Source organism: Sphaerotilus sulfidivorans, from assembly GCF_013426975.1.
Taxonomy (GTDB): Bacteria; Pseudomonadota; Gammaproteobacteria; order Burkholderiales; family Burkholderiaceae_C; genus Sphaerotilus; species Sphaerotilus sulfidivorans.
Genome location: NZ_JACCPY010000039.1, coordinates 13,488 through 32,902, shown reverse-complemented (window position 1 = coordinate 32,902; position 19,415 = coordinate 13,488). Strand labels below are relative to the sequence as shown.

The following is a 19,415-nucleotide window of genomic DNA, read 5'->3' as shown; positions in this document are numbered from 1 at the left end:
CCAAGCGCTACCGGGTGAGCGCAAACCAGATCGCCGCCTGGAACCGCATCGACGACGGCACCCGCTTCCGCAAGGCGCAGGCGCTGGTCATCTGGGTGCCGACCGGCAGCAGGATCGCGCCGGTGGCCGAAGGCCGCGCGCTGGCCAAGGCCAAGGCGGGCAAGCCGGTGCGCATGGCGGCCGCCAGCCCGAACCGGGGCGGCGCCGCCAAGGGCATGAAGATCCGCCCGACCCGCCTGGCGCGCAAGTAAGCCGGAGCCTTCGCGCTCAGCGCCTTTCCGAGAAGGCGTGCGCGATGGTGCCGAGATCGACGTACTCGAGCTCGCTGCCGATCGGCACGCCACGCGCCAGGCGCGTCACGCGCACGTCCAGCGCACGCAGCGCCTCGGCCACCGCATGGGCGGTGACTTCGCCCTCGGCGGTGAAGTTGGTCGCGACGATCACCTCGCGCACCTCGCCCTCGCGCACCCGCGCCAGCAGCTCGGGCAGGCCGATGTCCTGCACGCCTACGCCGTCGAGCGGGCTGAGCCGCCCCATCAGCACGAAATAGAGCCCGCGGTAGGTGCCGGTGCGCTCGACCGCAGCCTGGTCGGCCGGGGTCTCGACCACACACAGCAGTCGGGTGTCGCGCGCCGGATCAAGGCAGGCCGCGCAGACCGGCTGCTCGGTGAAGGTGTGGCAGCGCTCGCAGTGGCGGATGCCGTGCACCGCGTGGTCGAGCGCCTGCGACAGCCGCAGCGCGCCGTCGCGGTCATGCTGCAGCAGGTGATAGGCCATGCGCTGCGCCGACTTGACGCCCACGCCGGGCAGCCGGCGCAGCGCCTCGACCAGCGCAAGCATCGCGTCGGGCGGTGCGGCAGAGCCTGTCATCGCGGAGCGCGCGGTGCGGTGCGGCTCAGAACGGCAGCTTCATGCCCGGGGGCAGCGGCATGCCGGCGGTCAGCTTGCCCATCTTTTCCTGGCTGAGTTCCTCGGCGCGGCGCACCGCGTCGTTGAAGGCCGCGGCCACCAGGTCTTCCAGCATGTCCTTGTCGTCGGCCAGCAGGCTCGGGTCGATGGTGACGCGCTTGACATCGTGCTTGCAGGTCATGACGACCTTGACCAGGCCGGCGCCGGACTGGCCCTCGACCTCGATCAGCGCGAGTTCCTCCTGGGCCTTCTTCAGGTTGTCCTGCATGGCCTGGGCCTGCTTCATCAGGCCGGCGATCTGTCCTTTGAACATGGATGTTCCTTTCTTGGAGGGAGCGAGAAAAAAGATCGGTCAGTGGGCCGGGTCAGTGGCCGTGTCAGTTCGGCCGGATCGAGCCGGGCACGATGCGCGCGCCGGGATAGCGCGCGAGCAGCTCCTGCACCATGGGGTCGTCGGTGATCGCACCTTCGGCCTCATGCTGGGCACGCTCGCGGCGCTGCGTCTCGCGCCGTGACGGGCTGTCGGTGACCGCACCGGGCGTGATCTCCAGCGTGACCGGCTGGCCGACCAGCTCGGTGATCGCCGCCTGCAGCCGGTCGCGGTGACCGCTCTGGCGCAGCGACTCGCGCTCGACCCGCAGCACGCAGCGCAGGCTGCCCGCACCGGGCTCGATGGCGATGCACTGCGCCTGCCAGGCCAGCTCGCGCACCAGGCCGTTGACCAGGGCACGCTCGCTCAGGCGCTGGAACAGATCGCACCAGCGGGTGACCAGCGGGTCGTCGAGCACCTCGTCCATCTGCACCGGGCGCGGGCGCAGCGGCGCGGGCGTGGCCGTCGGTGCAGCCACCGGCGCTGGCGCTACGGGCTCATCCGGGGGCAGCGCTGCGGCCGGTGCGTTCTCGTCGGCGGGCGGGATGTCGTCCCAGCCGGGCGGTTCGTCCTCCCACGGCGGCACCGAGGCGCGGGCAGCCGGGGCCCGCGCCGGGGCCGGCATGGCCGGAGCGGGCGCTGCCGGCGGCAGGGCCTGCGGCTCGACCGGCATGCGGGCTCGCGCCTCCAGCGGCCGGCGCAGCTCGCGCGAGACACGCGGCACTTCCTGCGCTGCGGGTTCAGGCGCAGAGACGGGCGCAGGTGCAGGCAGGGGGGCCGGTGCCGGCGCGGCAACAGGCGCAGCGCGAGCCACAGGCGCGCAAGGCGCGGCGGGCGCCGGTGCCACCTCGGCGGGCAGCTCGACCCGGCGCGGCGCGGCGCCCTGCGGCCGGAAGGCCAGCAGGCGCAGCAGCACCATCATCAGGCCGCCGTATTCGTCCGGCGCCAGGGAGAGCTCGGCGCGGCCGTGCAGCGCGATGCTGTAGAGCAGCTGCGTCTCGTCCGGGTCGAGCAGCGGCGCCAGCGCGCGCACGGTGGCGGTCTCGGGGTCGGCCGGATCGAGCGCGGCCGGCACCGCCTGCGCCAGCGCCATCTGCTGGGCCAGCGTGGCCAGATCCTCGAGCGTGCCGGCGGCCGACAGACCCAGGCCCCGCAGCTCGTCGACCGCACGCACCAGCGCCGCACCGTCAGCGGCGCCCAGCGCCTGCACGATGCGCACGACATGGCTGCGATCGACCGAGCCCAGCATCTGCCGCACCGCCGCCTCCTGCAGCGCGCCGCCGCCGAAGGCGATGGCCTGGTCGGTCAGCGACAGCGCGTCGCGCATCGAGCCGCGCGCAGCGCGCGAGAGCTGACGCAAGGCGCCCGCCTCGGCCTCGATGCCTTCGGCCTGCAGCACGGTGCCGAGGTGGCGCTGGACCGTCTCGGGCGCCATCGGGCGCAGGTTGAACTGCAGGCAGCGGCTCAGCACCGTGACCGGCACCTTCTGCGGATCGGTGGTGGCCAGCACGAACTTCAGGTACTCGGGCGGCTCCTCGAGCGTCTTCAGCATCGCGTTGAAGGCGGTCGTCGAGAGCATGTGCACCTCGTCGATCATGTAGACCTTGAAGCGCCCGGCCACCGGCTTGTAGACCGCCTGGTCGAGCAGCTGGCTGATCTCGTCGACGCCGCGGTTGGAGGCGGCGTCCAGCTCGACATAGTCGACATGGCGGCCGGCGTCGATGTCGCGGCAGGCGTTGCAGACGCCGCAGGGCTCGGCGGTGATGCCGCCCTGCCCGTCCGGGCCGGTGCAGTTCAGGCTCTTGGCAAGGATGCGCGAGACGGTCGTCTTGCCGACGCCACGGGTGCCGGTGAACAGGTAGGCATGGTGCAGGCGCTGGCGGGTCAGCGCGTTGCCCAGGGCCTGCACGACATGCTCCTGCCCCACCATCTCGGTGAAGCGGCGCGGCCGGTACTTGCGGGCAAGGACGATATAGGACATGGGGGCGGATTGTAGGCGGCCCGGCTGACCGATAATCCCGCCCCATGAATCAAAACGCCGCTCCCTCCCACGACCCGAACGGCACGCTCAGCTACGAGCAGGCCGGCGTCAACTACGACCTGATCGATCCGCTGAAGGTCACCGCGCAGCGCGCCGCTGCCGCCACCGCCGGCCACCTGGCCGCGCACGGCTTCACCGAAGTCGCGGCCTCCCGCGGCGAATCGGCCTATGTCGTCGACGTCGGCCCCTTCTACCTGGCCTCGATCGTCGAGTGCCTGGGCACCAAGACCCTCGTCGCCGACGAGATGGCGAAGCTCACCGGCCGCAGCTTCTACGACGGCATCGCGCAGGACACCATCGCGATGGCGATCAACGACCTGATCACCGTCGGCGCCACGCCGCTGGTGGTGCAGGCCTACTGGGCCGCCGGCGGCTCGGACTGGTTCGGCGACAACCAGCGCGCCCAGGCCCTGGTGGCCGGCTGGAAGAAGGCCTGCGAGGTCTGCAGCGTCGCCTGGGGCGGCGGCGAGACCCCGGCGCTGGCCGGCATCGTGGAAGAAGGCCGCATCGACCTGGCTGCGTCCTGCACCGGCCTGATCAACCCGAAGGAGCGCCTGTCGGTGGGCGACCAGCTCAGCGCCGGCGACGCGATCATCCTGCTGGAATCCAGCGGCATCCACGCCAACGGCCTGTCTCTGGCGCGCAAGCTGGTCGAGCGCCTGCCCCAGGGCTACCTGACCGAGATCGCCCCGGGCGTCACCTATGGCGAGGCGCTGCTGGCGCCGACCGTGCTGTACTCGCCGGTCACCGAAGCGCTGTGGAAGGCCGGCGTGGCGCCGCGCTACTGCGCCAACATCACCGGCCACGGCTGGCGCAAGCTGCTGCGCCACCCCAGCGAGCTGACCTACCGCATCCACACCGTGCCGCCGGTCACGCCGGTGCTGAAGTTCATCCAGGAGCAGGCGAAGCAGGACGACCGCGAGGCCTACTCGACGCTGAACATGGGCGCCGGCTTCGCGATCTTCGTGAAGCCTGAGGACGCCGAGCGCACCGTCGAGATCGCGCGCGTCCAGGGCATCGCCGCCTGGCACGCCGGCACCGTCGAGGCCGGCCCGAAGCGCCTGCTGATCGAGCCGCTGGGCATCGAGTTCGGCAACGACGACCTGCAGCTGCGCTGAACCGAAGGGCACGCGATCGATGATCGACTGGCTGCCCGACGACGACGACGGCAGCCTGCCGTTCCCGCCGCTCGAGCGCGCGCTCGGCCCCGACAGCGAGGCGCCGGGCCTGCTGTGCGCGGGCGGGCGCCTGACGATCGCGCGGCTGCGCCAGGCCTACCGGCGCGGCATCTTCCCGTGGTACAGCCGCGGCGAGCCGGTGCTGTGGTGGTGCACCACGCCGCGCATGGTGCTGAAGACGGCCGACTTCCGGCTGCACCGTTCGCTGCGCAAGACGCTGCGGCGCTTCATCGCCACGCCGGGCTGCGAGATCCGCATCGACGCGGCCTTCGACCAGGTGATCGCCCATTGTGCAAGCACGCCCCGGGACGGCCAGGTCGGCACCTGGATCGTGCCGGAGCTGATGCGCGCCTACCGCCAGTGGCATGCCGCCGGCGAGGTGCATTCCTTCGAGACCTGGATCGACGGCGAGCTGGTCGGCGGCCTCTACGGCGTCTGCCAGGGGCGGATGTTCTACGGCGAATCGATGTTCGCGCGCAGCACCGACGCGTCGAAGATCGCGCTGGCTGCGCTGGTGGCCTTCTGCCGGCGGTCGGGCATCGACTGGATCGACTGCCAGCAGCAGACCCGCCATCTGGCCTCGATGGGTGCGGCACCGGTCGCGCGCGAGGTGTTCCTCAGCCATCTGGATCAGGTGGTGGAGCTGCCATCACCCGGCCAGTGGACCTATCATCGCGAACTGTGGCGGCAGCTGCCGCTCGAGGCCGGCCCCGAGGCCGATCCACCGATGAACCGTCTGCCCGATCCCGCGTGACGCACCCTCAGGATCTTCCCCTCGCCGAACTGCAGTTCTACGCCACCGCGCCGTATGCCTGCAGCTATCTGGCCGACCGCATGGCGCGGTCGCAGGTGGCCACGCCATCGCACCTGATCAACGCCGACACCTACTCCGGCCTGGTGGCCGCGGGCTTCCGCCGCAGCGGCCTGTTCACCTACCGACCGCACTGCGATGGCTGCCGCGCCTGTCTGCCGCTGCGCATTCCGGTGAACGATTTCCGCGCCAGCCGCAGCCAGCGCCGCGCCTGGCGCGATCATGCCGACCTGCAGGTGGCGGTCACCCGGCTGCGCTTCGTGCCGGAGCACTACGCGCTCTATCTGAAATACCAGACCGCCCGCCACAGCGGCGGCGGCATGGACCAGGACTCGGTCGACCAGTACACCCAGTTCCTGCTGCAGAGCCGGGTCAACTCGCGGCTGGTGGAGTTCCGCGCGCCGCCACTGGCCGATGGCCGGCCGGGCGCGCTGAAGATGGTCTCGATCCTGGATGTGCTCAACGACGGCCTGTCGGCGGTCTACACCTTCTACGACCCGGACGACACCGGTGCCAGCTACGGCACCTTCAACGTCATGTGGCAGATCGAGCAGGCGCGCGCCCTGAAGCTGCCCCATGTCTATCTCGGCTACTGGATCGAGAGCAGCGCCAAGATGGCCTACAAGGAGCGCTTCCGGCCGCATGAGCTGCTCAGCGCCGGACACTGGATCCGGCGCGGCTGAGCCCACCCGTTCAGTTCAGATCAGGTCAGATCAGCGGCACGCCGGTCTTCGACTGGATCTCCTCGCGGCTCACGCCCGGGGCCAGCTCGACCAGCTTCAGACCTTCGGGCGTCACGTCCATCACGCCCAGGTCGGTGATGATGCGGTCGACCACGCCCTGGCCGGTCAGCGGCAGCGTGCACTGCGGCAGGATCTTCAGGTCGGTGGTGCCGTCCTTCTTGCGGGCGACATGCTCCATCAGCACGATCACGCGCTTGACGCCGGCGACCAGGTCCATCGCGCCGCCCATGCCCTTGACCATCTTGCCGGGAATCATCCAGTTGGCGAGATCGCCCTTGTCGGTGACCTGCATCGCGCCCAGGATGGACAGATTGATCTTGCCGCCGCGGATCATCGCGAAGCTCTCGTGGCTGCCGAAGATCGACGAGCCCTTGAGCGTGGTGACCGTCTGCTTGCCGGCGTTGATCAGGTCGGGATCGACCTCGTCGTCGTACGGGAAGGGGCCGATGCCCAGCATGCCGTTCTCGCTCTGCAGCCACACCTCGATGTGGTCGGGCACGTGGTTGGCCACCAGCGTCGGGATGCCGATGCCGAGGTTGACGTAGAAGCCGTCCTGCAGTTCCTGCGCCGCACGGGCGGCCATCTGGTCTTGGGTCCAGGCCATGATGAATGCTCTCCTAGGGGGCTTCGAATTACTTGCGATCGCGAATGGTGCGCTTCTCGATGCGCTTCTCGGGCGTCGGGTTGTGCACGATGCGGTGCACATAGATGCCCGGCAGATGCACGTCGTCCGGCTCGATCGCGCCGGTCGGCACGATGCGCTCGACCTCGACGACGCAGATCCTGCCGGCCATCGCCGCGGCCGGATTGAAATTGCGGGCGGTCTTGTTGAAGCGCAGATTGCCCGACATGTCGGCAACATCGGCCTTGACCAGCGCCACTTCGGGCGTCAGCGCGCGCTCCATCACATAGGTCTCGCCATCGAACTGGCGCAGCTCCTTGCCCTCGGCCACCAGCGTGCCCACGCCGGTCTTGGTGAAGAAGGCCGGAATGCCGGCGCCGCCGGCGCGCAGCTTCTCGGCCAGCGTGCCCTGCGGCGTGAACTCCAGCTCCAGCTCGCCGGCCAGGTACTGGCGCTCGAACTCCTTGTTCTCGCCGACATAGCTCGAGATCATCTTCCTGATCTGGCGCGTCTCGAGCAGCTTGCCCAGACCGAAGCCGTCGACGCCGGCATTGTTCGAGATGACCGACAGGTCCTTGACGCCGCTGTCGCGCAGCGCGTCGATCAGGGCCTCGGGAATGCCGCACAGGCCGAAGCCGCCGACGGCGATCAGCTGACCATCGCGGACGATGCCTTCCAGCGCCGCTGCGGCGCTCGGGTAAACCTTGTTCATGCGCTCTGTCTCCGGAAAATTCGGACGGGCAGACTGTAATGCGTAATGCCTTACGTAGGGGCTACGTAGAATTGAGTAATGGTTGAGCTGGATTACCGGATTGCCTTCGATCTCGCCCCTGTCGGCCTGGTGCTGTCGCGCCACCGGCTGATGGTGGACTGCAACCGCCTGGTGCTGGACATGTTCGGCGCGCGCCGCGACGAGCTGATCCACCAGAGCTTCGAGGTGCTCTACCCGAGCAGCGCCGAGTTCGAGCGCACCGGCCAGCGCATCGTCGCCAGCCTCGATGCCGAGGGCCGCTATGCCGACGACCGGGTGATGAAGCGCCTGCATGCCGCGCCCGGCCAGCAGGAGCTGTTCTGGTGCCATGTCAGCGGCCGCGCGCTCGATCCGCAGGATCCGCATGCGGCCGGCATCTGGACCTTCGAGGACCTGTCGCAGAAGCGCCGCATCCAGTCCGACCTGACCCCGCGCGAGCGCGAGATCGCCGCGCTGCTGGTCGAGGGACTGACCAGCAAGCTGATCGGCCGGCATCTGGGCATCAGCCCGCGCACCGTCGATGTCTACCGCGCCCGGCTGATGCGCAAGTACGAGGCGGCCACCACGCCGGAGCTGGTCAATCGGCTGCTGAGCCGATAGCGGCCCAAGGCCGTCTCAGTCCGGCAGCGCGAACATCCGCGAGGCGTTGTCCCAGGTCGCGCGCGCGACCGTCTCCAGCTCCAGCCCCTTGATCTCGGCGAGCTGCCGGGCCACGAAGGGCACCAGCGCCGGGGTGTTGAGCTTGCCGCGGTGCGGCGCCGGCGCCAGATAGGGGCTGTCGGTCTCGATCAGGCAGCGATCCAGCGGCACCATCGCGGCGATGTCGCGCAGGTAGGCGGCATTCTTGAAGGTCAGGATGCCCGAGAAGGAGATCGAGAAGTTCAGGTCCAGCGCCGCGCGGGCGACCTCGAGGGTCTCGGTGAAGCAGTGGAAGACGCCGCCGACCTCGGCCGCGTTCTCCTCGCGCAGGATGCGCAGCGTGTCCTCGGCGGCGCTGCGGGTGTGGATCACCAGCGGGCGACCCAGCTCGCGTGCGGCGCGCACATGGGTGCGCAGGCGCTCGCGCTGCCACTCCATGTCGGCCAGCGTGCGCTCGCCCAGGCGGTAGTAGTCCAGGCCGCATTCGCCCACCGCCACCACCCGGTCGCGCCGGCCCAGGCGCACCAGCTCGGCCACGTCGGGCTCGTGCACATCCTCGTTGTCCGGATGGACGCCGACGGTGCACCAGAGAAAGTCGTGCTGCGCGGCCAGCGCGTGCACGGTGTCGAACTCCTCGATCGTCGTGCAGATGACGATGGCGCGCTCCACCTGCGCCGCGCGCATCGCCGCGCGGATGTCGTCCCAGCGCTCGCGCAGCTCGGGGAATGTCAGGTGGCAGTGGGTATCGATGAACATGGGAACAGGGATGGAGACGAAGTTCGGCTTCAGATGGTCTGCGTCGGCTTGGGCGAGTGGATCGCGGTGCCGAGGATTTCCTCGATGCGCACCCGCAGCACCCGGGTCTTCTCGTCGACGGGAAAGCGCACGCCCACGCCCTGGGTGCGTCCGCCCGAGGCATTCGGCGGCGTGACCCAGGCGACCTTGCCGGCCACCGGATAGCGCTGGGGATCCTCGGGCAGCGTCAGCAGCAGGTAGACATCATCGCCCAGCCGGTAGTCGCGGGTGGTCGGCACGAAGAGGCCGCCTTCGGCGAACAGCGGGATGTAGGCCGCATAGAGCGCGCCCTTTTCCTTGAAGACCAGCTGGATGACGCTGGGCCGCGGTGCGGGTGGCGGATTGGCGCCAGCGGCGGGCTGAAGCGGCATCGAGCCGGACCGGGAATTGAATTCGCTGCTCATGGGTGTGCTTGATCGGGGGAGTGCACAGGAGGGTAATGCATCGTTCGGCGCAACGGCGGTCCGCTTGAGCTCAGAGCGGCCGTGACCGTGCGTCCAGCGCGCTGCGGGTGCGCTGCAGCAGCGCCTCGATCGCCAGCGGCGCGCTCCACGGGTGATCGGCCTGGGCGGCGCGGGTGCGCAGCCAGGCGGCGGTCTCGGTCAGCGTGGCGATCATGCGCGCGGTCGCCACCGGCGCCTTCAGCGGCTCGAGCTGCGGGAAGGAGCGCGCCGGCAGACCGAGTGCCTGACGCAGCCGGTCCTCGCACAGGCGCTGCAGCGCCTCGACCAGCACCGGCAGCGGCCAGCCGGCCAGGCCCGCGCCGTCGCCCTGCATCACCTGCGACGGAAAGCGCCGCCACGCCTCGGCATCGCGGCCCTCGCGGGCCTGCTCGAGCGCGCGCAGCGGCTCGCCACCGCAGGCATCGAGCACGATCGCCGCATCCTGCAGCCCTTGCGCCTGCAGCCAGGCCAGCGCGGCCTCGCGGTCCGGGCGCGGCAGCACCACGCTCTGGCAGCGGCTGCGCAGGGTCGGCAGCAGCGCCTGGGGCGCACCGCAGCCCAGCACGAAGCGCATCGGGCCGGGCGGTTCCTCCAGCGTCTTGAGCAGCGCATTGGCCGCGACCAGATTGAGCTCCTCGGCCGGATGGATGAGCAGCACCTTCAGGCCCGCCCGCGACGGGGTCAGACCGATGAACTCGAGCGCCGCGCGCACCGCGTCGACCTTGATCTCGCGGCTGGGCTTGCGGGTCTTGGCGCTGCCGCTCTCGCCCGCCTCGTCGGCCGGCAGGCCGGCGGCGGCCCGCAGCGACTCCGGCACCAGCAGACGCAGGTCCGGGTGCGAGCGCTCGTCCACCAGATGGCAGCCGCCGCAGCGGCCGCAGGCCAGGCCGCCCGGCCGCTGGCGGGCCGGGGTCTCGCACAGCCAGGCCCGGGCCAGCGCGATCGAGAAATCCAGCGGTCCGCGGTCCTGCGCGCCCTGCACCAGCAGCGCATGGGCCTGCTGATGCGACAGCGCCTCGCGCAGCGGCGTGTCCAGCCAGGGATGCAATGCCGAACTCACCACCCGCGCGCCTCCAGCGCGGCATCGATCTGCGCGGCGACCGCCTCGGGCGTGCATTCCGCGTCGATGCGGGCGACACGCTGCGGCGTGGCGTCGAAGCGCAGCGCATAGCCTTGGCGCACTGCGGTGAAGAAAGCAATATCCTCGCTCTCGAAGCGGTCGGGCGCGCGGGCGGCGGCGCGGCGGCGCGCGGCGATCTCGGGCGCCAGATCGAACCAGAAGGTCAGGTCGGGCTGACGGCCCTGCTGGACCCAGTGCTCGAGCTGCGCCAGCACCGCCAGGTCGAAGCCGCGCCCGCCGCCCTGGTAGGCGAAGGTCGCATCGGTGAAGCGGTCGCACAGCACCACCGCGCCGCGCGCCAGCGCCGGTTCCACCACTTCGCGCAGATGGTCGCGGCGTGCGGCGAAGACCAGCAGCGTCTCGGTCAGCGTGTCCATCGTGCGGTGCAGCACCAGCTCGCGCAGCGATTCGGCCAGCGGCGTGCCCCCGGGCTCGCGGGTGCGCACCACCTCCAGGCCGGCCGCACGCCAGCGCGCGGCCACCCGCTCGACCTGGGTGGACTTGCCGGCACCGTCGATGCCCTCGATGGTGATGAAGCGTCCGGCCAGCAAGGCGGGATCGGGAGCGGCACAGGACTGGGACATGAAGCGGTCAAGTCGGCGGAAAACGACGGAAGAAGATGGAGCCGCACCGCCTCAGCGGGCGGCCGCACCGCGCTGGTAGCGGTCGACGGCGCGATTATGGTCGGCCAGCGTCTCGCTGAACTGGCTGCTGCCGTCGCCACGGGCGACGAAGTAGAGCGCCCGGCTGCTCGCCGGCCAGATCGCCGCCTCCAGCGACTGCTGGCCCGGCATCGCGATCGGCGTCGGTGGCAGGCCCTTGCGGGTGTAGGTGTTGAACGGGGTGTCGGCCTGCAGGTCGCGCTTGCGCAGGTTGCCGTCGAAGGACGGCCCCAGACCGTAGATCACCGTCGGATCGGTCTGCAGCGGCATGCCGATTCTCAGCCGGTTGATGAAGACGGCGGCGACCAGCGGCCGGTCCTCATGGCGGCCGGTCTCCTTCTCGATGATCGAGGCCAGCGTCAGCAGCTCGGCCGGATCGCGCAGCGGCGAGTCGGCCGGGCGCTGGGCCCAGACCGCCTGCAGCCGGCGCTCCATCGCCGCATGCGCGCGGCGCAGCACCGCCAGATCGCTGCTGCCCGGCGCATAGGCATAGGTGTCGGGAAAGAAGCGGCCTTCGGCGGCGGTGCCGGCCGCGGCGCCGATTGCGCTCATCAGCTGCTCGTCGCTCATCGCGCTGCTGTCGGGCCGCAGCGCCGGTGCGCGTGCCAGCTCGGCGCGCAGCTGGCGCAGCGTCCAGCCCTCGATCAGTCGCACCCGCGCCAGCGTCTGGTCTCCGTCGACCAGCTTGCGCAGCAGCTCGCGCGGGCTGGTGCCGGGCTCGATCTCGTAGCTGCCGGCGCGGATCAGCCGGGCATCGCCCGACCAGCGGAACCACTGGTAGAGCAGCCAGGGCGAGACCTGCAGACCGGCCTCGACCGCATCGGCGGCGATCTGGCGCGGCGAGCGCTCGGGCTGCACATCCAGCTCGACCGCACCGCCCGACTGGCCCGGCGGCGACACCTGAGGCATCGGCGACAGCACCCAGCTGGCGGCCGCGGCCAGCGCCAGAACCAGGGCGATGGCCAGCGCGGCCCCGCCGATCACCCAGCGACGAAACCGTTTCATGACAGATCGCGGGCCGCCATGACAGCCGGGGATGACAGAGTGACAGCACGATGCATAGCCGCTCATCATAATGACGCTCATGGACACCTCGACCCCGAACTCTCCCCTGCCGTCCGGCGGTGCCTGCCGCCTGACCGACCGTGGCGTCATTCGCGCCGTCGGCGCCGATGCCGCCAGCTTCCTGCATGGCCAGCTCAGCAACGATGTCAGCCGGCTCGGCAGCGCCCAGGCGCGTCTGGGCGCCTACTGCAGTCCGCAGGGCCGCATGCTCGCCAGCCTGGTCTTCGCCCGCAGCGGCCCCGAGGAGCTGTGGCTGAGCCTGAGCGCCGATGTGCTGGCGCCCACGCTCAAGCGCCTGTCGATGTTCGTGCTGCGCGCCAAGGCGAAGCTGTCGGACGCCAGCGCGGAGCTGGCGGTGGTCGGCCTGGCCGGCGCCCGTGCCGCCGCCTGGCTGGGCGAGAGCGCACCGGCCGCGCCCTGGGACAAGGCCGATCGCGACGGCGCGATGGTCATCCGGCTGCAGCCGGCCCGGCTGGACGGCACCGACGTGCCGGTCTGGCTGTGGATCGGCCCGATCGCGCAGGCCGAGGCGGTGCTGGCCGCGCTGCCGGCGCTGCAGCCGTCGCAGTGGGCGCGCCTGGAGCTGGCCACCGGCGTGGCACAGGTGAACGCCGCGACCTCCGGCCAGTTCGTGCCGCAGATGCTGAACTACGAGCTGGTCGGCGGCGTCGACTTCCGCAAGGGCTGCTATCCCGGCCAGGAAGTGGTGGCGCGCAGCCAGTACCTAGGCAAGCTCAAGCGGCGCGGCTTCCTGCTCGGGGCCACCGTGCCCATGCAGCCCGGCCAGGAGATCTTCTGGAGCGAGGATGCCGGCCAGCCCGCCGGCGTGATCGCCGCGGCGGCGCCGGAGCTGTCCGGCAGCGGCCATGCGGCGCTGGCCGAGCTGAAGATCGCGGTCACGCAGTCGGGCACGCTGCATCTGGGCGCGGCCGACGGCCCGCTGCTGGCGCTGCTGCCGCTGCCCTACGCGCTGCCGCACGAGGCCGCTGCCCCGACATCGGCCTGACAACCATCGACCCGCGTTGCCGCGTGGAGCTCTACATCTACTACCGCATCGCCGAGGCGGATGCCCAGGCCTTCGCCTCCGAGCTGGACGATCTGGTACCTCGGCTGGCGGCCCGCTGCCCGGGCCTGCGCAGCCGGTGGTTGAGAAGGCCGGAATCCCGTGATGGATTGCTCACCATCATGGAGATCCACCACCATCCGGACGGCTTGCCGGAGGCGATGGTGACGGATATTGAGGAACTGCTGTCGTCGTGGCCCTCCACCCGGATCGGTCCGCGGCATGTCGAAGTCTTCACCGAGCTGTTCACCGAACTGCCCCACCCCGATGTGCATCGCCGTTCTTGCGATTGACCACAGCCGGCGCTTCCCGCTGGTGCTTGTCTCGAACCGCGACGAGTTCTTCGACCGACCGGCGACGCGCATGGGCTGGTGGATGCCGCCCGCCAGCGAGACCGAGGTGCTGTCGGGGCGCGACCAGTCCTCGGGAGGCACCTGGCTGGGCCTGAGCTCGGCCGGCCGGCTGGCGCTGCTGACCAATGTGCGCGACCCGTCGCGTCACGAGGACACGGCGCCCTCGCGCGGTCGCCTGGTGCCGGAATGGCTGACGACCGAGAGTCCACCCGACCGCTTCTGGGTGCGCAGCGCGCTGCGCGGCCACAACGGCTTCAACCTGATCGCTGCCGACTTCGCGCGTGGCGACTGCTGGTGGATGAGCAACCACGCCCGCTCGCCGGTGCGTCTGGAGCGCGGCCTGTTCGGCCTGTCCAACGGCGGTCTCGACGAGCCCTGGCCGAAGGTGTCGCGGCTGCGCGCCCAGGTCGATGCTGCGATGGCCGCAGCCACCGCCGAGGCGGCTGGCAGCGCCGCCGCCCCGGCGGCCGACCTGCTGGCCCAGCAGCTGCTGGCGCTGCTGGCCGATCGCCAGATCGCGCCCGATGCGCAGCTGCCCTCGACCGGCGTGCCGCTCGCGCTCGAGCGCGAGCTGTCGTCGATCTTCGTGCGTACCGCTGACGGCCGCTACGGCACCCGCTGCTCGACGGTGCTGATCACCGAGCGGGTCGGCCGCCATCTGCTCACCCAGGTGTACGAGCGCAGCCATCCGGCCGGCCCCGGACTGGCGCTGATGCGCCGTGCCACGCTGAAGGACTGGCCGCCGCGCTACCAGACCGAACCGGTGCTGGTCGAGACGCGCATGCGTGCGCACCGCGGCAGCCTCGACTCGCCGGTGCGCGACGAGGCGCTCGACGAGCGCGACAGCGCCGAGACCGCCGCCGCACCGACCGCCCGGGTGGTCATGCCCCGGGTGCGCGGCCTGCTCAAGCCGGCCCGCCCGAGAGCACCGGCGAGTTCTTCCCGCCGCTGAGATCGTCCAGGCGGCGCACCATCGTCACATGCACGATGCCGGCCTCCTCATGATGCGGCCCGGTCTCGGCGAAGCCGAAGCGGCGATAGAACGGCACCGCCGACTGCTGGGCATGCAGCAGCACGGTGTGGTCGCCCTGATCGTGCGCGGCCTGCAGCAGCGCGCGCACCACCCGGCTGCCGACCGAGCTGCCTCGCATCGACGCCACCACCGCCATGCGCCCCATGCGCGAGACGCCCGGCTCCAGCCGGGTCAGCCGGCCGGTGGCCAGCGGCATGCCCAGATGGTTGATGACCAGCGCATGCACCGCGGTCTGGTCCGCCTCGTCGAGTTCCAGATCCTTCGGGATGCCCTGCTCGCGCACGAAGACCTCCTCGCGGACCTCGCGAGCTGACAGCCCGAGCTGCGGCCAGGGACCGACCTGGATGTCGAGCATCTCGGCGCCGGCCTCGAAGTCGAGCACCAGATCGCGCAGGCTGGTCGGGATCGGCCGGCTCTGCTGGGTCTGCGGATCGGCGAAGACATAGACCAGCTCGCCGCTGACCAGCAGCGTGTCGGCGCGGTAGGCCTCGCAGTGCATGCGCATCGAGGTGTTGCCGATGTGCTCGCAGCGCACATGGATGTCGAGCAGCTCGTCGTAGCGCGCGCTGGCGTGGTAATCGAGCGTGGTCTTGCGCACATAGAGATCGCCGCCGAGCCGCGCCATCGCCGATTCATAGGGCAGACCCAGCGCGCGCCAGTACTCGCCCATCGCGGTGTCGAAGTACATCAGATAGTGCCCGTTGAAGACGATGCGCTGGGCATCGACCTCGGCCCAGCGCACGCGCAGGCGGTGGGTGAAGCGGTGGTGTCGTCGCAAGGTCATCGCGGGCCTTCCAGTCTGCTGGCGTCCAGGGGCCAGCTGTCGTCCATTTGTATCAGATTTGTTCGCGCTTAAGCCAAGGCTCAGCATGAATGTCGATCGCCGGCGATCCGGGAAAACCTTAATTTTTGCTCTCCAGACTGCAATGAAACCGACATGCATGGAGGCCGGTTCTGAAAGATTCGCCAAGCACCCGGGAGTATCGCCGAGCGGCACCGCATTCACGGCGGCGCATGCAGGCCCGGTCCATCCTGAGCGGCCTGTTCGTCATCGCCCAGACCTTCGGTGCGGCCAGCGCTGCCCTGGCCTTCGGCTTCGACGAGGTCGCGGCCGAGGCCCGCGCGCTGGCGCTGCAGCCCTGGCGCGACGCGCCGCCCAGCCGCCACCGCGCGCTGCTCGACCTGAGCTATGACGACTACCGCGACATCCGCTTCCGCCCGGAGCGGGCGCTGTGGCAGGACCGGCCCTTCGAGCTGATGTTCTTCCATGCCGGACGGGGCTTCTCGCAGCCGCTGCAGATCGAGGAGATCGACGCGCAGGGCCGGGTGCAGCCGCTGCAGGTGCCGGCCTCCGCCTTCGACTACGGCCGCAATGCCGCGAAGCTGCCGGCGCTGGCCCGTCCGGGCGCGGCGGCCGAGGTTGCCGGCTTTCGACTGCACGCCGCGCTGAACCGCCCGGACTACCGCGACGAGCTGATCGTCTTCCTGGGCGCGAGCTATTTCCGCGCGCTGGGGGCCGGCCAGCAGTACGGCCTGTCGGCACGCGGTCTGGCGGTGGACACCACCGGCGGCCAGGGCGAGGAATTCCCGCGCTTCGACCGCTTCTGGCTCGAGAAGCCCGCGCCCGACGCGACGCGCATGACGCTGTATGCGCGCCTGGTCGGGCCGCGCGTGACCGGCGCCTACCGCTTCGACATCACGCCGGGCCGCCGCCCCGAAGGCACGACCCGGGTGGAGGTGCAGGCGCGCCTGTTCCTGCGCGGCCGGGTCGCCACGCTGGGTCTGGCGCCGCTGACCAGCATGTTCCTGTCCGGCGAGAACCAGCCACGTCCTGGCGACTTCCGCCCCGAGGTGCATGACTCCGACGGCCTGCAGATCCTGACCGGCCGCGGCGAGTGGATCTGGCGGCCGCTGAACAATCCGCGCGCCGGCGCCTTCGTCACTTCCTTCCGGCTCGACGGGCCGCAGGCGCTGCGCGGCTTCGGCCTGCTGCAGCGCGATCGCCAGTTCGCCAGCTACGAGGATCTGGAGGCGCACTACGAGCGCCGCCCGAGCGCCTGGGTCGAGCCCCGCGGCGACTGGGGCCCCGGCCGCGTCGAGCTGCTGCAGTTCCAGACGCCCGACGAGACGCACGACAACATCGCCGCCTACTGGGTGCCCGAGACGCTGCCGGCGCCGGGCGCGCCGCTGCAGCCGATCGATCTGGCCTACACGCTGCACTGGTTCAGCGAGCAGCCGCCGGCGCGTCCGGGCGGCTGGACGGTGCAGACCCGCCGCGGCCACGGCTACGACACCGCCCAGGGCGACGAGCTGCAGTTCCATGTCGACTTCGCCGGTCCGGCGCTCGACGCAGTGCGCACCGGCGCCGGTGCCGAGCCGGTGCGCCCGCAGGTCGAGGCGCTGGCCAATGCCCGCATCCGCGAGGTGCGGGTCCAGCCGCACCCGCAGGCGGGCGGACAGGTCGGAGGACAGACGCCGGGCTGGCGCATGACGCTGCGCGCCGAGCGCCTGCGTGCCGACCGGCCGGTCGAGCTGCGCGGCTACCTGATGCAGGGCCGCGACGTGCTGACCGAGACCTGGAGCCTGGCGCTGCCACCCGAGGGAGAACAGAAACGATGACAAAGCACTTCAGGACATCCGTCATGCCATCCGCCATGCCGGCGCTGGTGCGCGGCCACATGACGCCGCAGCCGTGGCAGGGCTGGCGCCGCGGGCTCAAGGGGCTGGCCGGCCCGGCCCGCGACCTCGGCCCGCCGCCGGCATGGCAGGGCGCGGCGCAGCGCCGGCGCGGCGCGCTCGGCCTGGCCATGCTGGCGGTCACGCTGCTGGCGCTGGGCCTGCAGTGGTCGCATCGCTCGCCGGCCGAGATGGGTCTGGCCGAGCTGGCCCGCTCGGCGCTGCTGGCGCTGCTGTTCGCCTGGGTCTCGGCCGGCTTCGTGACCGCGCTGATGGGCTGGCGCCGGCTGCTGGCGGGTGATGCGCAGGCGCTGTCGGTCCGCACCGACGGTGTGCCCGACCCGGCCGCACGCACCGCCATCATCATGCCGATCTGCAACGAGGATGTGGAGGCGGTCTTCGCCGGCCTGCGCGCCACCGCCGAGTCGCTGACGCGCACCGGGCGCAGCGCGGGCTTCGAGTTCTTCGTGCTGTCGGACACCCGCGACGCGGGGCTGCTGGCCGACGAGCAGCAGGCCTGGCAGCGTCTGGCCGCGCAGGCACGCCAGGACGGTCTGCCGCCGGTGCACTACCGCTGGCGCCGGCGCCGCAGCGGCCGCAAGGCCGGCAATGTCGCCGACTTCTGCCGCCGCTGGGGCCGCGCCTTCCGCTACATGGTGGTGCTCGACGCCGACAGCGTCATGACCGGCCGCTGCCTGACGCAGCTGGTCGACCTGATGGAAGCCCACCCGCAGGTCGGCATCGCCCAGACCGCGCCGGTGGGCTGCGGCCAGCAGAGCCTGCATGCCCGTGCGCAGCAGTACGCCAGCCGGGTGCTCGGCCGGCTCTATGTGCATGGCCTGCAGTTCTGGCAGCTCGGCGACTCGCACTACTGGGGCCACAACGCCATCCTGCGCGTCGAGCCCTTCATGAAGCACTGCGCGCTGGCGCGGCTGCCGGGCCGCGGCGGCCTCTCGGGCGAGATCCTGTCGCACGACTTCGTCGAGGCGGCGCTGATGCGCCGCGCCGGCTTCGAAGTCTGGCTGGTGCCCGAGCTCGACGGCAGCTACGAGCAGCTCCCCGGCGACCTGCTCGACGAGCTGCAGCGCGACCGCCGCTGGTGCCAGGGCAATCTGCAGAACGCCCGCCTGATCGCCGAACCGGGACTGCGCCCGGTGCACCGCGCGCTCTTCGCCACCGGCGCGATGTCCTACCTGAGCGCGCCGCTGTGGCTGGCCTATGTGGTGCTCGGCCTGACCGGCGGCGACGCTGCGCTGCTGCCCGGCAGCAGCGAGAACCCCGCGATGCTTGGCCTGTGGCTGATGACCGGCGTCATGCTGCTGCTGCCGCGCCTGCTGGGCGTGCTGGCGGTGTGGCAGCGCGGCGAGACGGCGGCCTTCGGCGGGCGGCGCGCGCTGCTGGGCGGCGCACTGCTCGAGGCGCTGCTGGCCACGCTGCAGGCGCCGGTGCGCATGGTCGCGCACTCGCTGTTCGTGCTGGTGGCGCTGGCGGGCTGGAAGCTGGAATGGAAGTCGCCGCTGCGCCGCAGTCACGCCATCGGCTGGCGCGAGGCCTGGCAGCGTCTGGGCCCGTGGACGCTGGGCGCGACCGCACTGACCGCCGTGCTGGTGCTGATCGAGCCGGCGATGGCGCTGCGGCTGGCGCTGCTGACGGTGCCGCTGATGCTGGCGGTGCCGCTGGTGGTGGCCACCAGCCAGGCGGCGCCGGGCCGCTGGTTCGGTCGGCTCGGTCTGTGGCGGGTGCCGCAGGAGCGGCGGCCGCCCCAGGTGCTGCGCCGCACGGCGGGCCTGCAGGGGCTGCGGCTGACGCCGATCTCGTCCGCGCCGCGCCGTCTGGTCGAGCCGCCACGGCAGCGCGCCCGCTACCGTCTGCACCGCCGCCTGAACCGGCTGCCCGCCCTGGCGCTGGGTCTGCCGATGCTGGCGCTGGCGCTGGGCACGCCGGCCACCAGCGATCTGTCCTCGGCCCCGGTCCTGGCGCCATCCGCCGTGCCGGTCGAACTGCTGCCGACCGCGGTCGGCGCGGCCACCGCGGTGCGACAGCTCGATGTCGGCCTGGCGCGACAGGCCGCGACGGCGACTGCGGGGGGCAAGACACGCAAGAACCGGCCGATGCGCTCAAGCCGCAGCAGGGCCTGAGCC

The 19,415-nt window shown here is 71.3% G+C and carries 20 protein-coding genes and 1 pseudogene; 10 read left to right on the top strand and 11 right to left on the bottom strand.

What is annotated here, in order from left to right; translation table 11 throughout:
* Positions 1-251 (top strand): annotated as a pseudogene (locus tag HZU84_RS17425) (hypothetical protein); the annotation flags it as partial.
* Positions 252-267: 16 nt separating this feature from the next.
* On the opposite strand, the gene recR reads toward HZU84_RS17425, so the two are convergent.
* The 3 genes from recR to dnaX all read right to left on the bottom strand — a co-directional run bounded on the left by recR (position 268) and on the right by dnaX (position 3,260).
* Positions 268-870, bottom strand: coding sequence for a recombination mediator RecR (recR, locus tag HZU84_RS17420; protein WP_149503577.1), 603 nt, complete (start codon positions 868-870; stop codon positions 268-270).
* Positions 871-895: 25 nt separating this feature from the next.
* Complete coding sequence (locus HZU84_RS17415; RefSeq protein ID WP_037478571.1) at positions 896-1,222, bottom strand: YbaB/EbfC family nucleoid-associated protein; 327 nt, start codon at positions 1,220-1,222, stop codon at positions 896-898.
* Positions 1,223-1,286: 64 nt separating this feature from the next.
* Positions 1,287-3,260, bottom strand: coding sequence for a DNA polymerase III subunit gamma/tau (gene dnaX / locus HZU84_RS17410; RefSeq protein ID WP_149503578.1), 1,974 nt, complete (start codon positions 3,258-3,260; stop codon positions 1,287-1,289).
* A gap of 44 nt (positions 3,261-3,304) precedes the next feature.
* Here dnaX and HZU84_RS17405 point away from each other — a divergent pair, with 44 nt between their 5' ends.
* Genes HZU84_RS17405 through HZU84_RS17395 form a run of 3 tightly spaced genes read left to right on the top strand, consistent with a single transcriptional unit; the run spans position 3,305 to position 5,992 of the window.
* A complete protein-coding gene (locus tag HZU84_RS17405; RefSeq protein ID WP_149503579.1) occupies positions 3,305-4,438 on the top strand; it encodes an AIR synthase-related protein in 1,134 nt (377 codons plus the stop codon).
* Between the two features lie 19 nt (positions 4,439-4,457).
* The gene (aat, locus tag HZU84_RS17400) at positions 4,458-5,252 is read left to right on the top strand and encodes a leucyl/phenylalanyl-tRNA--protein transferase (RefSeq protein ID WP_149503580.1); all 795 of its coding nucleotides are present in this window, start codon (positions 4,458-4,460) and stop codon (positions 5,250-5,252) included.
* Complete coding sequence (locus HZU84_RS17395) at positions 5,249-5,992, top strand: arginyltransferase (protein WP_149503581.1); 744 nt, start codon at positions 5,249-5,251, stop codon at positions 5,990-5,992. Before aat ends, HZU84_RS17395 begins: the two co-directional genes overlap by 4 nt.
* A gap of 25 nt (positions 5,993-6,017) precedes the next feature.
* Here the strand turns inward: HZU84_RS17395 and HZU84_RS17390 are convergent, their stop codons facing one another.
* Both HZU84_RS17390 and HZU84_RS17385 read right to left on the bottom strand, forming a co-directional pair.
* Positions 6,018-6,656 (bottom strand): CoA transferase subunit B, encoded by a 639-nt coding sequence (locus tag HZU84_RS17390; RefSeq protein WP_149503582.1) that lies wholly within the window; start codon positions 6,654-6,656, stop codon positions 6,018-6,020.
* Between the two features lie 28 nt (positions 6,657-6,684).
* A complete protein-coding gene (locus tag HZU84_RS17385; RefSeq protein ID WP_149503583.1) occupies positions 6,685-7,386 on the bottom strand; it encodes a CoA transferase subunit A in 702 nt (233 codons plus the stop codon).
* A gap of 78 nt (positions 7,387-7,464) precedes the next feature.
* Between HZU84_RS17385 and HZU84_RS17380 the strand changes: the two genes are divergently transcribed.
* Positions 7,465-8,025 (top strand): LuxR C-terminal-related transcriptional regulator, encoded by a 561-nt coding sequence (locus tag HZU84_RS17380; RefSeq protein ID WP_149503584.1) that lies wholly within the window; start codon positions 7,465-7,467, stop codon positions 8,023-8,025.
* 15 nt (positions 8,026-8,040) lie between these two features.
* Here the strand turns inward: HZU84_RS17380 and HZU84_RS17375 are convergent, their stop codons facing one another.
* The 5 genes from HZU84_RS17375 to mltG all read right to left on the bottom strand — a co-directional run bounded on the left by HZU84_RS17375 (position 8,041) and on the right by mltG (position 12,089).
* Entirely contained in the window at positions 8,041-8,820 is a 780-nt protein-coding gene (locus HZU84_RS17375; RefSeq protein WP_149503585.1) for a TatD family hydrolase, read from the bottom strand.
* A gap of 29 nt (positions 8,821-8,849) precedes the next feature.
* Positions 8,850-9,263, bottom strand: a complete 414-nt coding sequence (locus HZU84_RS17370) for a PilZ domain-containing protein (protein ID WP_180693039.1) — start codon at positions 9,261-9,263, stop codon at positions 8,850-8,852.
* Between the two features lie 70 nt (positions 9,264-9,333).
* Positions 9,334-10,362, bottom strand: a complete 1,029-nt coding sequence (locus tag HZU84_RS17365; protein ID WP_180693038.1) for a DNA polymerase III subunit delta' — start codon at positions 10,360-10,362, stop codon at positions 9,334-9,336.
* Positions 10,359-10,973, bottom strand: a complete 615-nt coding sequence (gene tmk, locus HZU84_RS17360; RefSeq protein WP_149505232.1) for a dTMP kinase — start codon at positions 10,971-10,973, stop codon at positions 10,359-10,361. Before tmk ends, HZU84_RS17365 begins: the two co-directional genes overlap by 4 nt.
* Before the next feature lie 84 nt (positions 10,974-11,057).
* The gene (mltG, locus tag HZU84_RS17355) at positions 11,058-12,089 is read right to left on the bottom strand and encodes an endolytic transglycosylase MltG (protein ID WP_149503587.1); all 1,032 of its coding nucleotides are present in this window, start codon (positions 12,087-12,089) and stop codon (positions 11,058-11,060) included.
* Between the two features lie 79 nt (positions 12,090-12,168).
* On the opposite strand from mltG, the gene ygfZ reads away from it, so the two are divergent.
* The 3 genes from ygfZ to HZU84_RS17340 are packed head-to-tail and all read left to right on the top strand — an operon-like array spanning position 12,169 to position 14,517.
* Positions 12,169-13,155, top strand: a complete 987-nt coding sequence (gene ygfZ / locus HZU84_RS17350; protein WP_149503588.1) for a CAF17-like 4Fe-4S cluster assembly/insertion protein YgfZ — start codon at positions 12,169-12,171, stop codon at positions 13,153-13,155.
* A gap of 23 nt (positions 13,156-13,178) precedes the next feature.
* Complete coding sequence (locus tag HZU84_RS17345; protein ID WP_180693037.1) at positions 13,179-13,505, top strand: DUF4936 family protein; 327 nt, start codon at positions 13,179-13,181, stop codon at positions 13,503-13,505.
* Positions 13,480-14,517, top strand: coding sequence for an NRDE family protein (locus tag HZU84_RS17340; RefSeq protein WP_149503589.1), 1,038 nt, complete (start codon positions 13,480-13,482; stop codon positions 14,515-14,517). The genes HZU84_RS17345 and HZU84_RS17340 overlap by 26 nt, the downstream gene beginning before the upstream one ends.
* Here HZU84_RS17340 and HZU84_RS17335 read toward each other — a convergent pair.
* Positions 14,471-15,382 (bottom strand): YbgC/FadM family acyl-CoA thioesterase, encoded by a 912-nt coding sequence (locus HZU84_RS17335; protein ID WP_149503590.1) that lies wholly within the window; start codon positions 15,380-15,382, stop codon positions 14,471-14,473. The genes HZU84_RS17340 and HZU84_RS17335 overlap by 47 nt on opposite strands.
* Positions 15,383-15,612: 230 nt before the next feature.
* Here HZU84_RS17335 and HZU84_RS17330 point away from each other — a divergent pair, with 230 nt between their 5' ends.
* Both HZU84_RS17330 and mdoH read left to right on the top strand, forming a co-directional pair.
* Positions 15,613-17,217, top strand: a complete 1,605-nt coding sequence (locus HZU84_RS17330; RefSeq protein WP_149503591.1) for a glucan biosynthesis protein G — start codon at positions 15,613-15,615, stop codon at positions 17,215-17,217.
* Between the two features lie 23 nt (positions 17,218-17,240).
* Positions 17,241-19,412, top strand: coding sequence for a glucans biosynthesis glucosyltransferase MdoH (gene mdoH / locus HZU84_RS17325; protein WP_244954486.1), 2,172 nt, complete (start codon positions 17,241-17,243; stop codon positions 19,410-19,412).
* Positions 19,413-19,415: the final 3 nt, after the last annotated feature.